This is a genomic window from Bacillus sp. JAS24-2 (assembly GCF_008274905.1).
GTDB classification, from domain to species: Bacteria; Bacillota; Bacilli; order Bacillales; family Bacillaceae_G; genus Bacillus_A; species Bacillus_A cereus.
On the sequence record NZ_CP031069.1, the window covers coordinates 349,031 to 363,460 of the forward strand.

Sequence of the window (14,430 nt, forward strand, 5' to 3'; positions counted from 1 at the left end):
TACTCATTTATTCCTCATCTGTTTTCACTTTGATGTTAGGAAAAACACCTTTAAATCCACTCTGTTTTAATAAATATGAAAGACCTTCTAAGTGATCACCTGTAATTCGTAATACGGCCGGCGGATGTCCTATTGATGCGAAATGTTCACTTGGCCGAATACGGTTTGGTTTCATCACATCTACATAATGAACACATTCTACTTTATAACCTTGTAATATTGCCTTTACTTGTGCAAGGCATGATGTGAAAAGTGTATCCCAACCAATTCCATCTAAACACTTTCTACTAATAGCATGAGGAACGGCAACGAGAGATCCAACACCTAGGTCTCTACGATTACAAGCTATATTTAACATATATTTATATACATTTACAATGTACAGAGGGAATCTGAGGTTTAAATTCAAATCATTTAAGGCCATGTCGGTTCCATCAGCAACAGCTTGCGTTAGCGGATGAAGATCTTTCGCCGGAATTGAAAAATCAGCATCAATAAACAGAAGAATATCACCAGTGGCCTCTAAAGCACCAATTGCACGTCCAACATCGTGTCCTAACGTTTCTTCATAGACAATAACCGTAGCTCCTAATTGTTTAGCAATCATTTCTGTACAATCAGTTGAACCGTTAATAACTACAATGATTTCCTTAGGCTCAATTTTTCTAGCTTCACGAATAACTTGTTCAATCGTTGATTCTTCGTTTTGTGCTGGGATAATGACTGTTAACTGTTTTCCATTGTAGATAGAAGAATGCATCCCCCATCCTTTTTGAAAAAGAGAAAAGTTTTTTTCCTTTTTCAACTGCTCTATAATTTCTCTTTTTCTTCCTCCATCTGTATATCCTCCCCTTGTCCCTTTTTTCTGCAGCCATTTTGACATTACTTGTAAGTGGTTTTCAATGTCATATATCTCTCTTTTTGTTAGTTTATTTTTATAGAAGGTTTGTTTGTTTGAGGGGGCATGATTTAAAGATTTCATGATTATGGAGGAAGAACTACTAATACGCCATCCTTTTTCTACGAGTCTTATTTGAGCAAGAATAGGATTCATAAAGATCTCATACCCTATATCTTCTATCGCTTCCTTTGTGATTGCATTTGGCATAGATAACATAGAATCAATCTTTAAGTCCGTACGTTCTATTACATCATTTAACACTTGTCTATATAATCCAGATACATCTGGCCAGTTCATTTTCATACTTTCAAAAAGTGAAGAATCCATATTATTTACAAGTACGTCCGTTTCATTATTCAGTATAGGTTTTAGAAATTGTTCCAGCTGTATTGAAAAAATAACAGCATTTCCGTGCAGAAACAGCAAAACATCCCCCTTGGCAGCTTTCGCTCCAGTAACACGTGCTTTATTGTTGTCTTTTTCTTCTAACACAATTACATTGCGTCCAACCACTTTTATAAAACTTTTGTCTATCTCTTCCTTATCATTTGTCACGATAATTATCTCAAGCGGCTGCAAATAACTAACTTTTTCTAATACACGATTTAATGTTTCTCCCCCTTCTTCAAGTGGAATAATAACTGATAATTTCACCTCTCCCTGCACTCCTCTCGTGTTTTTATTAGGTTTTACTTGATTGATATAATAAATGGTTTCATTTTTTCCAACGGCTGCATGTCCTGCTTTTTTGTCATAATATAAATCTATTTTAATTTGATTCACATCATAATCCGCATCTATCTTTTCTAATCCAGAAATGAATGGTAATAAATGATTTTGCACATCAAATTCACATGCAACATTTTGTAAAAAGTAAATGTTCGGTATATATTTTATGCTATTATAAAACTCTAAAACGTTAATTCGATCACCAAACTTTTTTTCAATATCTTCTCTTAATAAGCCTGGATAGGACAGATTAAATACTTGGTTTACTGGTACAGGGATCCACTTTGTTAGAATTGTTTGTGGGTTATTAACCAGAGCTGTGGAACCTTTCACAAAACCTGCCAATATTAAAGACATAAACCCTCCCCCAGAACTGCCATAAAATAATACATTTTTATGGTCAACATGTAACTTCGCGAGGATTTTCATTAAAATCATTGAAATATCTTTTAAATAAAATCTGTCCTGCGTCCCTTGTCCCCAACCTAGAGATATTTCTCCAAGATACAAGGTAGGATCATTATAATAAATAACGGTATCTTCAAATTCTCCCATCCAAGAATGTCTATGAAAGATAGGGGGACCAATTGGCTGTTCTTGAAATCCGCCTGCCCCAGAACCAAAAATAAGAACATTAGAAGCATTTGTCTTGATTCGAATTAAAAACTCATATTGTACTTCATCCCACTCAACATCAAGTATAAAAGGATCTAACATATTAAATTGTATTTGATCCAATTGTTTATAGGAGATTTTTATTTTCTTATACTGATCGAGCAAGTTAATCAACCTTTCCAAATGATATTTAATATACAAATTTCTTTTGCTACACAATATTTTTTGTTTTCATTTATTAAATATATTGGAGATGTATCTTCACGAATCATTTGCCATTCAACTTACATCCTTACTCTCCTCTGGATTGAAATAAATATGAAAAACCTTCTAGGTGATCACCTAAAATAAGTGATGTAGTTGGCGAATATCCTTTTGCTACAACATTTTGGTTTGGACGAATTCGATTCGTTTTTATTACATCTGCATAATGAACACAACTTATTTTATGACCATTTAACGCAGCTTTCACTTGTACAACACTTGGGCATATTAACGCATCCCAGCCAACATCATTGAGAAATTCTCTACTTATTGCATGCGGAATCGCTGTAAATGAACCTATACCTAAATCTTTTCTATCACATGCTAGATTTAAAGCATATTTAAATAAAGTAACAATATGAAGGGGGACATAGCGGGATAAATAAGGGGTTAAATCATTCAAAGCAACGTCGAATCCATCTGCAATTGCTTGAGAGAATGGATGTAAGTCTTTTGCAGGAAGCATAATATCTCCATCCAAAAATAAAAGAATATCACCCTTTGCACTCATTGCACCGATTGCCCTCCCCACATCATGCCCCAACGCGTCTTTATACACAATAACTGTAGCACCCAGTTTCTTAGCAATATTTGCAGTATTATCGGTGGAACCATTTACAATTACAATAATCTCTAAAGGCTCAATTTTTCTGACTTCACGAATAACTTGTTCAATTGTTGCTTCTTCATTTTGTGCTGGTATAATGACAGACAACTGTTTTCCATTGTATATTAGCGATTTCATCCCCCACCCTTTTTGAGAAAAGGGAATGTGTTTATTTTCTTTGAGTATTTTTATATACTCTCGATTTCTTATACCATCTGTATACATACCTCTTGTCCCGTTTTTATTTAACCATTCTGCCAACGCATCCAAATGCTTGTTCATAATTTGGCTTTCATAAACTGACAATGATTTTTTATTGAGATCCTGATCTTTTAGACAAAATTCTTTAGATAATGTTGTATCTATAGAATAATGAAAGCTAAAACGCTGATTTTTTTCAATGAGCCTCATATGAGCTAGAACAGGATTTACTAGACTTTCTAAATTGATTTTTTTCAAAGCATCTTTGGTAATCGCATGAGGTAAAGAAAGAATTGAATTGATATGAAACTCTTTTTTTCCTAATATCTCGTTTACCATTTGTCTCCAAACCGTATTTGAGTCTGGCCATTGCTTTTGTTGCCTTTCAAGGAAAAAAGATTGTAAATTATTCAGGACCACATCGGATGTACCTTCTAAAGTAGGTTGAACGAATTTTTTTAGTTCTAAAGGCGGAATAACTGTATTTGCATCTAAGAACAATAAGACGTCTCCTTTTGCTTCTTTTGCTCCTACGACACGTGCTGCATAATAATCTTCTTGATTGTATAAAATATATTTGCACCCAAATTCATTTGCAACATTTTGATTTTTCTCCAGATTCTCGTTGATTACAACAAGAATCTCATAAGGAAATAGATTGGCAATGGATCGAATAACATCCGCTAACAAATTCATTTCCTGTTCAACTAATATAATGGCAGAAAGTAATTTCTTCATATTTTTATTTCCCCTTACTTCCTCATATCTAGGTCACCATGCAAGTCCAAATGTTTTATTAAGTAAGACAATGCCTCAAGATGATCACCCATTATTCGTAATACTGCTGGTGGATGGCCTTTATGATTGATATGCTCATTTGAACGAATCCGATTTGGTTTTACAACATCTACATAATGTATACACTCTACTCTGTATCCTTGTATTATAGCTTTGACTTGTGCAAGACTAGGGCATAATAAACTTTCCCATCCTATTCCTTCTATGCAAGACCTACTGATAGCATGTGGAATAGCTACTAAAGATCCATTACTTAATTCAGGACGATTATAAGCCAAATTCAACATGTACTTTACGATATCAACAATGTAAAAAGGAGGATTTAGACTTGGGCTTAAATTATTTAGTGCTATATCCATTCCATCAGCAACGGCCTGCGTATATCGATGTAAATCACTAGCCGGAATGCTGAAATCACCATCTACAAATAAGAGAATATCCCCTGTAGCTTCAAGGGCACCGATCGCACGACCAACATTATGACCAAGACGCTCAGCGTATTCAATAACAGTTGCCCCAAGACTAGAAGCAATAGCTGCTGTTTGATCATCCGAACCGTTCACTACAACTAAGATTTCATATGGTTCAATTTTTCTGGCTTCACGAATAACTTGTTCAATTGTTGCTTCTTCATTTTGTGCTGGTATAATGACGGAGAGCTGTTTCCCATCGTATATAGAAGATTTCATTCCCCATCCTTTTTGATACGAGGGGAAATGTTTATATTGACTTAATTGCTCAATGATATCTCTTCTCTTACCCCAATCCGTAAAACCGCCCCTTGTACCATACTTTTTTAACCATTTAGATAATACAACCAAATAATTTTTTATTTTAAGCTTCTCTGCATCAGTTAATTTCTCTTTAAATAGATACCTGTCCTCTTGCAGCAATTCATCATTAGATAACATATTTATTGAATAACGATGACTAATACGCCACCCTTGGTCCACTAGCATCGCATGTAAAAGAATTGGTTTTTTGAGGACCTCATAACCAATACCAACCACAACCTCTTTTGTAAGTGCGTATGGCATTGAGAGCAGCGAGTTTCCCTTTAAATCAGGTCGATGTAAAATTTCATTTAACATTTTTCTCCATACTATATCTAAATTATGACATTTATCCATATCAATAATTCCATTTAAATTATTTAAAATAACATCGGTTTGACTTATAAGAATCGGTTCAAGAAATTCTCTTATTTGAGTTGCAGGAACAGAAAAATTCCCGTCTAAAAATAATAGGACATCCCCTCTTGCTGCTTTTAATGCCGCCACATATCCAGAGTGATTTTCAATATGTCTATCTTCGAAAAAAATACGACATTTATGTTTCTTTGCTATTGTGTACAATCCACTTTTAGAATTGCGCAATAAAATGATAATTTCTATCGGATCAAGCTGCCAAGCAGATATGATCAATTCCTCTAGTATATTTTCCTGAGTGCTATATGGAATAATAACAGTCAAAGATTTCATTAAAGTTCACCTTCTTTACATATAATTCGATTTTTAATATAAACATCTAGATTTTATATAAAAATCTCGTAATACACTTTTTTGCTGCACAATAAACATACATAATATGATGTACGGAGTTATATACATGTATTAATTAAAATTAGCAAAGAATATTTTTCCTATTACCATTTAATTAATATATACACTTAGGAATTACATTGTGTAAAAATTAACGTCCATTTTTAAGAATATAAGTAATAAGCAGATATATAAATATAAATAAATCTAGAGCTTAGTACTACATCACCATTTGAATAAAAAAGCTATATGCCCCAAACAATAATATCCTTTCAAATAAATAATTCTGTCTTTTTCATTTTAAAATCCAGAAACAAAAAGAGTCCTAAATAATTAGGGCTCTTTTTGTTTTAATAGATTTCACTGTATAAGAAATCTCATGTAGGATTTTAGTCGATCTTTAAGCATCGGACAAAAGTATTAATTTTTGCATAGCAAAGCATGTTATGATTTCATCATAACCAAATACAAGATGCTAAAACACATAAAACCCTTAACCAATGAGATACTTGATAACAGAATAGTTTCCACAGGGACTATATACCTGTTGATTAGTAACGATATACCCCAACCTTGCACCTTAATGATAATAGAAATAGCCTATCCCTTTTAGTGGCAAGAATCTTATTAGCATCAGCCAGCTTGTCCCTTTAGATACAGGAATATCGATGATAATATCTTCCGTATTTAGTTTATATTTTATCAAAATTATTAATTTTATAAGGTACCCTTTTCCACGTAATTCCACCATCTACCGTATTAAAAATTTCCTTTTTATTACACAACCAACCATTTTGTTGATCAAAGAAATGGAGACAAAATACATTTTTGAGAAAAGGATTAATTGATACCATTTCCCATTCTAATCCTTTCTTCTTTATTCTATATGTTTTTCCTGTTTCACCATCTATAACCCAGCCAAATTGTGAATTAAAAAAAGAAATAGCTACATGTCCTGTATTTAAGATTCGGTTTGAAATACTCCATGTTTTTCCTTTATCAAATGAACAATTCATGTAGAAAGCATTGTTGTTGTTTAAAATTTTAATAGGTATTACTAATAGATGATTTTTATAAATTGGTTTATATGAGACAATAACTCCACTACCAATATTTGGATGATCGGTGATATTTTCTATCGTTTTCCAAACTTCACCTCCATCTATTGTTTTATATATTATTGAATTATTATTAGAATTTTGAGTAGTTATAAAGCCAGTTAAAGAATTGATAAATGTTAGACCTGTAATACCGCCAGCAATTTTTATTCCTCTAGTTATTTTCCAATCATTTCCCCTATTTTTAGTATAATAAAGATTGTGCTCAAATTTATTTTGTTTTGAATTTTTAGTTAAAAGAATCCATATGCCATCTGTATTTGTAGCATGCATGTGAACTTGAACATCTACAGTTGCTTCCCATTCTTCTTTAATTGGTAAAATAAGTTCATTCCATTTATTTCCTCTGTCATTTGTATAAAATATGGTTGGTATTAATTTATGATTTACTTTTGTTAATCCATATAGCCAACAGCTTTTGCTATCTATTGGGTATATAGATAAGATAATTGTATTAAGAGGATTAACAATATCCCAGGTTAATCCCGAATCTTCAGTGTACAAAATAGCTTGTTTCTCTTTATTAGAATATTGAATACCAGCCCATCCAAACTTATCAGTTCTCATTTGTAAGATAGTAAATTTAATATCCATAGAATTCAATATCTCACCTCATTATTGTTTTAATCTTATATAATTATATATTAAATTAAGAGAAAAGTTCTTTTATGCTAATAAATAATTACATTTGAAAGATTTATTGATTATTGAACAGGATCATAGGCATGTAAAGAGACGTTTTTCCAGATCGGCAGGATTTCAAAATCTTCATCATGCTTCACGTACGATAAAAGGTATTGAGACCATTCATGCCCTATATAAACAAAGGCGAAGTCTTCAAAGAGACTCCGCCTTTTCAACGTACAATGAACTTCAACAATTACTAGCTACTTCCTAAACATTATTCCTTATTTACCAAACTGTTTATGTTTTTAAAATTTCAGAGACATCACGATAGCTTAAAGAAAAGCGACAATAGTAGCCGATGGCTACCAAAATAATATCTTATTGAGAAAACTTTGCACCAGAATCAATTTATCTTCGTTCATTCGATTTTGAATTCCAAATTTTCTCAATACAAAAAAACGAAGCGTATTTTATAATAATCCTTGAGCTAGTTATTTTATTAAATCTTACTTTTTACATTCTATTCTCCAAGATTATTAATCTTTAAAATAATTTCCATGTCCTAAATAAGAAAGGTAAAATTCATGAATAGTATAGAAAAAAAACTTGATTACATATTGCTCAGTGCATGGTCTGTTTCTTTTGTTGCAACCCTCGGAAGCTTGTATCTTTCTGAAATAATGAAATATGAACCCTGTACATTATGCTGGTATCAACGTATTCTCATGTACCACTGGTTCTATTATTAGGAACAGCAATTATACGAAAAGATTATAAAATTGGCATTTACAGTTTAATTTTCTCTATTGTTGGTGCATGTATAGCAACATATCATTATTCACTTCAAATAATCCCTTTTTTCTTTTCACGAATAGCTCGGTCACGTAAGCGTTTCTGCTTTTGCTCCTCGGTACATCTATAAACTACAATACGAGTAGGCAGTTTGTCTTTACTCCCTACATATACATCGTGTAATTCATAAACTTGGCCAGGTTTTAATTGTTTCATAATGTTTTCCAAATGAATTTGTATATATACTGGTTTCAATTGAGGAGGTTTTGTTTTAAATACGACTGTTTCGAACTCTTTTCTATATATTTTAGTCGGTAACTTAAGACGGGATAAATAATACCCCTGCTTGTCTTGAATAGACTTAAAGTCTTGTAGACGAAAATATCCTAAGTCACGGATATACAGCTCATTCTTTTGTATCATGTCTGTTCGAGTCGCACTATACGCCTGATCACTTCGTTTTCCTGGTTCAATTTTCACATCAGAAAACTCTCCACTCAACAAGTCATACTCTAGTTGAATTTTCACACCAGCTTTATGACTACATCCTCCGGCACCAGGATACATAGCTGCGAATCGATCTGGAACTTGAAAGGTTGTAGAATCAAGGATGCGAATGCGCTCAAAGTAGGAAGAAAGAGAATGAGAAATCTTAGATACGCCTCCAATCTTAGCCTGTAGAAGTGTAGTAAATACAGTACGAAAAAAGGCTACAGAAGCCGAGTTAAATCGCCGATTAAGTCCTTCCGGACTTAATAAAACTCCTGTTGAAGTTTCTAATTGACTACATAGTTGGGTAAGAGAGGTAGTAGCGACTTGTTGATTTAGCCATACACACAAAGATAAAAAATGATGCCCGTGGCACTTCCGTTTTCGTTTCATCCCGCCTGCTTCTATAGCTAATTGATTAAGTGTAGCGGGAGACATATATCGATATAACTCTTCGGCAAATAAAGACAACTCTTGCTTTTGATGCATATTCATAAAAAGCGCGTTACTATTTTCTCATTAATATAAGAAAATAGTAACGCGCTTTTAATTTCAAAAATAGCCCGAATCCTTAAGTTGATGGCTGTGGGGTAACACCACATTGCTATCAAGCTAATTTTTTGAAATATCCTCAAAACTAAAAAGGATGAAGAAAATAATAAAAAAGCATAAAATTAACCCTTGAATTATCAGTTAAAGTCATCTTATCTATTGCCATCAATTAACTTGTACTAAAATTCTTACATAATACTACTTATTCATAGCAAACCAATAGGCACTAAGGCTATATCTTTTATTAAGCACCTTTTAGTTAATTTAAAATAATAATAAAATTCATCATACCCTATGTTTAAAAACAGAAATAGATTGTTTACTATTTAACAATCTATTTGATACAAACTGCATCTACTTATATAAAAAGTGTATAAAACACCATAAAAAAAGGATCGTAAGTCCCTTCTCTTACAATCCATCATTAATCAACATTAAAGGATAAAGCGTTCATCTAATACAATATACCCATATAAAATTATACTCTAACTCCACATTATTTATAACTAAAAGGAGTCGGATATCGACTCCTTTTTTTAACTATTCCTTTTCTTCATGATATTTCAAATCTACCACCTATTTTTTAACCTCTGCGCACTATAGTTAAATTCTCCACAAAAATCATTCGCTACAATACCTTTTACATAGAAATGCTGTAATATGATATGTGTCGTCAAGAACAAGATACTAGAACATCTACTATATGGTCTGTCTTAGGAGGGGTGATAGCACACCCTCATCTTGAAGGCTGTTCAAAACAGAAATGGACTGCGAATGCTTAGTCATTCAAGAATCCCATCCGTTATACCGTAAGGTGTAGGACTTGCGTGGGAGTGTCAATTAGTGAGGATTTATTAATATGACAAAGCAAAAGTTCCAGGGGAAAGATGTTGAATTATTCACAGAGACTTCCGGTAAAATCGTTAAAACTGTGCAATCTCATTATCTAAAGTTGCTGGTGATACATTATGTATTTGTTCAAACACAAAAACAGGCTATGGAGAAGACTTTCTTCACAGCCTGAAAAAACACTTCTCTATCTTAAGAGAAGTGTTTTTTCTTCATTACTGATTAGAGCTAAAAGATTATGATTTTCTTGCAGCTGATTGTGCATTTTGTTTTTTCACTGCATGCACATCCGTTTCAGTTGCAAATTCTGTACCATAACTAGCATTTGTACTTTGTGCACCTGAAGTTTGTACTTTCTTTGCCCCTGCTTGTGCATTTGCTTGTTTTACTGCTTGTACATTTGTTTCAGTTGCAAATTCTGTACCATAGCTAGCATTTGTGCTTTGTGTACCTGAAGCTTGCGCTTTCTTTGCCTCTGCTTGTGCATTTGCTTGTTTTACTGCTTGTACATTTGTTTCAGTTGCAAATTCTGTGCCATAGCTAGCATTTGTACTTTGAATGCTAGCACCAGAAGTTGCCTTATTGTAACTTTGTTGTTTTTTGTCCATCTTTCTCACCTCCACAATCAATAATGTAACCAACCTATTTAAAAGCTATTCTTAATTATATTTTTAAACTTCTTTATATTTATTAATTCAAACTACCTATTATAAAGATGAACGTATGTACATAGGACGAGATATGACTGAACTGACTACGCTTTCAAAAAAAGAATGGAAAGAAAAAGAAATATTAATTATATATTATGAAGACGGTTATTTATTTTCTAGTTATATGACTGTCGTTGATATTGATCTACAAAATAGTGCTTTTATATGTTCGATGCTTTTTATAATAAGATGACACTACAATTTTCTAACATAACAGACGTAAAATAGAATAGATTTAAGTAATCACGTTTGGATTGTTTTAAAGGAGTGTATAAAATGCAAGGGAATCAGATAAGAAAATACAGCAAGAACAGTTATTCATAATGATGTAAATAACTATCCCTATTTAATTATGCCTAAAATTATCAATGAGGAAGATGAAAAGATATACGAAGTTTTAAGCACCGGTTTTCATACTAATGATGCAGTAGCAATGATAAAAACGGACGGTTTTGCTACAATCAGGGCAAATACACCGATCGCAACAGTAAAAAACACTGATGGTAGTATTCAAGTATTCCGCTTGCCTTTAGAATTGGAATATTGGGTACTTTCTTGTATGCGTGATGCTTCAACTGAAAAAAATCCTTTCCCATGTAAAGTTGCTTTTGGAATCATTGACACTAAATTTCATGTGGAATTCAAATAAAAAAAAGGGGATACTCAATTTGAGCCCCTTCTTCCTTAAGTTATATAAACATCACTTCTCTATATTTTTTATAGGAACAAATACATTCATTGCTTTCACTGTTAGAAACTATTCTCCCCTTTGTTTATCTTCAGGCTTATAAATTTAGCGCAGTCTAAGTGCAATATAAGGCTTCATTCCCCAAGTAGTAGATACTGTATTTCCACATGCCATATTTCTACCAGAATATTTTATTGCCCCGGCTTTAAAATCAAATGTATCAAATCGTTTAAAGGTCTCTAATGGATTTTTCCCTTGAATTGCTCGTCTAATAACATCGGCAGCTATTTCATTAGCTATTCTCCTCATCTCAGCTGTAAACTTGTGTTGTGCATCAGTTTGTATAGATGAAATAGTACGATTTACTAATTTATTTATCCAGTACAAAAAAGCAGTTGGATTAGCGCTAAATACAGATACACCTGCAGCCACTACTCCCTGTACTACATCAGTTTCTGCAATGTCATCAGACCAAGCTGTAACCCAACCCCCATTTTCGATTTTGTATTCTAATTCAAACTTATTTGTCAGGTATCCAGTATGACCTTGACAAACAGGAGGTATTACAGAAGAAGGATGATGCACTGCATGATCTAACTCATGCCCTAAATGATCTAACCCACTGCTCACCCAACTCATTCGTTCCGATTCAGAATAAAGAATATCATGTATTGACGTTCCATTGAATTCATTATTCCAATTACCAGAACGATTATAATAATACTCTGGATAATATATTGAATACAAAGGAGTTAATCTAGATAAATATTGTGGAGAGTAATTACTAAATTGACCACATTGAATTATATATAAACTGTATGGATTAATTAACATCATAATTCCTCCTATAATCCTTTACTTGAAAGCAATATATGGTAAACAAGGTCTGTTAGGTACTTGTCTAAATTTAAATGGGTATAAATTGGAAGACTTACTAAAAGGAGAATTTGATAATAAATAACGAGCAAGTTACACTTGCACATACAATATCGACTCAAAAATTAAATACTAACCAGTTCGATTTACCAAAAAACAACCAAGTATTGATTAATTATTATATAAAATGTTTCCCACTTTATTTTTAAGTATAAGATAAAATAAAAACTTCCTTCTTCTAATTCGAAAGTAAATTTTCGAATAGGAATTCACTTTCCATTTCAGCAATAAGAAAAACCACTGCAATTGCTGTGGTTTTTCTTATTACCCTGGCTACAACTATGTTGTAAATACTCATGGCATTGTATGTTGAATTTCAATTTTAAGTTCCAATATAAACTTTTAAATATTAGTTTACTTTCATTTCCTCTTAAACATTGACTTCCCACTATTTCCCCTAATATCCTCAATTTTCATTAAAAAAAGTATACATTCAAAACACTTTATCCCCAACCCCAAGTAAATTTACTTGGTGGTAAAATTCGGAATTAAAGTAATGCCTCAAAAAGAGATAAAAACATAATGATACCTCTTTTAGGATTCGTACCCTGGTAAAGGACGGGGTTCAGATGTATATTGATGAGTCCACCTTCCACCTAAGCCAGGATCATCATGAAGTTTCGAGACAACGCTACTCAATTGCCAATCGGCATGAGAAACCTATCAAGGACAAGTCATATATACATATTCCCTAAAATTCTCACCATCTGGTCCTTCTTCGTACCAAATCCAAAACTCACAATTACCATCATTAAAGTTAATTGCGTGTCTAGGTAATTTAGGATTCCCCATTACATTCCAAATTGGAGGAAAAGTTTTATTCTCTGTACTCCTTGATAACCCGCCTTTTGTAAACTCCTCACCATCCTCCATTGTAAATCGGAAATGTTTCCAAACGGAATTTTCAGTATGGAAACAGAACAGGAATATTGTGTCATTGGTTCGCGAATAAAATGTTCATAATATCCTCCCGCTGCTATCATACACTGTTGATAGCAGCGGGAGGATATTTAGCTGGTCAATTTTCAGCTGGTAATGATACACGTTTTGCAGCATCTAGAATTCCATCTCCTGCCAACTAGCAAATACAGTAATTCAAATTGTGGAAGACACCCTAGGGTGTCTTTTCTTTTTTTAAAAGGACCTGCTCAATTACCCTATAAAAACATAAGATAAAATGAACCCGTTAAGACACTTGAGTGAACCCTTGTTTTACCCTCTTACCAAAAGGAGGATCTTTTATGGGATTTGGTGGTAGTTGTGGCGGCGGCTTTGCTGGTGGCTTTGCTTTATTAGTTGTATTATTTATTTTATTAATCATAGTTGGAGCTGCTTGCTTCTGCTAAAAAACTATCAGAAAATACACTCATCTAAGAGTGTATTTTCTTTATTTCTAAACAGACTTGTTCACTCATTCCATAAAAAAATCCAATAATGTAAATCCATTAAAACGAAAATCTATCCCATTATTAAGTCTTCTAATTAAAGGGGAAAATTATGAGTTACATTGGTTCTTGCAATGGCTTTGATAGCAGCTTTTCATTCTGATCATTTTCTGCATCTTGTTAATCATTATCGAATGTAGCTATTGGCGCGGCAGATTTGGATACTAGGAAAGGGCACTATTATTAGAGTCCCTGTTCTATACACACTACTTAAATAATGCAATGATGCATAATATCAAAAAAATACATATAATTAATAATAAAACAATGAATATGGGTACATTCTATAAAACAGATAAAAAAACGTAACATATTGTCCATTTTATAAGATATGGCGTCACTCTGATACTAATCTCAATTCTTTTGTAGGATGTGTTTACACGTATTACAAAGGGATAATAATGAAGAAAGGAAAATTCCACAAAGATTCATCCTGTTTCACCTAGTCAAGTAACTTATTTTAAAGCGACCCATCGTTATTATTTCACTCCTACTTTTAATACATATTAATTAGCTTGTTTGCAAATTCGCTAGCACTTTTTTATTTTCTCTATTACATACTCCTGAA

General features: G+C 32.8%; 7 protein-coding genes and 6 pseudogenes. 5 read left to right on the plus strand and 8 right to left on the minus strand.

The window, feature by feature from the left end; translation table 11 throughout:
• Window positions 1–7 precede the first annotated feature (7 nt).
• From DN407_RS28690 to DN407_RS28705, 4 genes are all read right to left on the minus strand, one after another.
• Complete coding sequence (locus DN407_RS28690) at window positions 8–2,359, minus strand: glycosyltransferase family 2 protein (protein ID WP_179955850.1); 2,352 nt, start codon at window positions 2,357–2,359, stop codon at window positions 8–10.
• Between the two features lie 178 nt (window positions 2,360–2,537).
• A complete protein-coding gene (locus DN407_RS28695; RefSeq protein ID WP_144502561.1) occupies window positions 2,538–4,055 on the minus strand; it encodes a glycosyltransferase family 2 protein in 1,518 nt (505 codons plus the stop codon).
• 14 nt (window positions 4,056–4,069) lie between these two features.
• Window positions 4,070–5,596, minus strand: a complete 1,527-nt coding sequence (locus DN407_RS28700) for a glycosyltransferase family 2 protein (protein WP_149216958.1) — start codon at window positions 5,594–5,596, stop codon at window positions 4,070–4,072.
• A gap of 752 nt (window positions 5,597–6,348) precedes the next feature.
• Complete coding sequence (locus DN407_RS28705) at window positions 6,349–7,377, minus strand: VPS10 domain-containing protein (protein WP_149216959.1); 1,029 nt, start codon at window positions 7,375–7,377, stop codon at window positions 6,349–6,351.
• A 100-nt stretch (window positions 7,378–7,477) separates the two neighbouring features.
• Here DN407_RS28705 and DN407_RS28710 point away from each other — a divergent pair.
• Window positions 7,478–7,672: pseudogene (locus DN407_RS28710) on the plus strand (DDE-type integrase/transposase/recombinase); the annotation flags it as partial.
• A 32-nt stretch (window positions 7,673–7,704) separates the two neighbouring features.
• Here DN407_RS28710 and DN407_RS32395 read toward each other — a convergent pair.
• A pseudogene (locus DN407_RS32395) lies at window positions 7,705–7,776 on the minus strand (IS6 family transposase); the annotation flags it as partial.
• 209 nt (window positions 7,777–7,985) lie between these two features.
• Here DN407_RS32395 and DN407_RS28720 point away from each other — a divergent pair.
• Window positions 7,986–8,263, plus strand: a pseudogene (locus DN407_RS28720) (disulfide oxidoreductase); the annotation flags it as partial.
• Here the strand turns inward: DN407_RS28720 and DN407_RS28725 are convergent.
• Window positions 8,251–9,177: pseudogene (locus tag DN407_RS28725) on the minus strand (IS4 family transposase); the annotation flags it as partial. The pseudogenes DN407_RS28720 and DN407_RS28725 overlap by 13 nt on opposite strands.
• 1,142 nt (window positions 9,178–10,319) lie before the next feature.
• The gene (locus DN407_RS28730) at window positions 10,320–10,706 is read right to left on the minus strand and encodes a gamma-type small acid-soluble spore protein (protein WP_149217106.1); all 387 of its coding nucleotides are present in this window, start codon (window positions 10,704–10,706) and stop codon (window positions 10,320–10,322) included.
• Window positions 10,707–10,863: 157 nt separating this feature from the next.
• On the opposite strand from DN407_RS28730, the pseudogene DN407_RS28735 reads away from it, so the two are divergent.
• Window positions 10,864–11,021: pseudogene (locus tag DN407_RS28735) on the plus strand (YolD-like family protein); the annotation flags it as partial.
• Window positions 11,022–11,069: 48 nt separating this feature from the next.
• Window positions 11,070–11,442, plus strand: a pseudogene (locus DN407_RS28740) (hypothetical protein).
• 144 nt (window positions 11,443–11,586) lie between these two features.
• On the opposite strand, the gene DN407_RS28745 reads toward DN407_RS28740, so the two are convergent.
• Window positions 11,587–12,315, minus strand: a complete 729-nt coding sequence (locus DN407_RS28745; protein WP_149216960.1) for a hypothetical protein — start codon at window positions 12,313–12,315, stop codon at window positions 11,587–11,589.
• A gap of 1,343 nt (window positions 12,316–13,658) precedes the next feature.
• Between DN407_RS28745 and DN407_RS28750 the strand changes: the two genes are divergently transcribed.
• Complete coding sequence (locus DN407_RS28750) at window positions 13,659–13,763, plus strand: YjcZ family sporulation protein (protein ID WP_000505684.1); 105 nt, start codon at window positions 13,659–13,661, stop codon at window positions 13,761–13,763.
• Window positions 13,764–14,430: the final 667 nt, after the last annotated feature.

Bases quoted from the DNA above. Each gene is read 5' to 3' on its own strand.
- DN407_RS28700 (WP_149216958.1), bottom strand. From the start codon at position 5,596: ATGAAATCTTTGACTGTTATTATTCCATATAGCACTCAGGAAAATATA.
- DN407_RS28750 (WP_000505684.1), top strand. From the start codon at position 13,659: ATGGGATTTGGTGGTAGTTGTGGCGGCGGCTTTGCTGGTGGCTTTGCT.
- DN407_RS28695 (WP_144502561.1), bottom strand. From the start codon at position 4,055: ATGAAGAAATTACTTTCTGCCATTATATTAGTTGAACAGGAAATGAAT.
- DN407_RS28745 (WP_149216960.1), bottom strand. From the start codon at position 12,315: ATGTTAATTAATCCATACAGTTTATATATAATTCAATGTGGTCAATTT.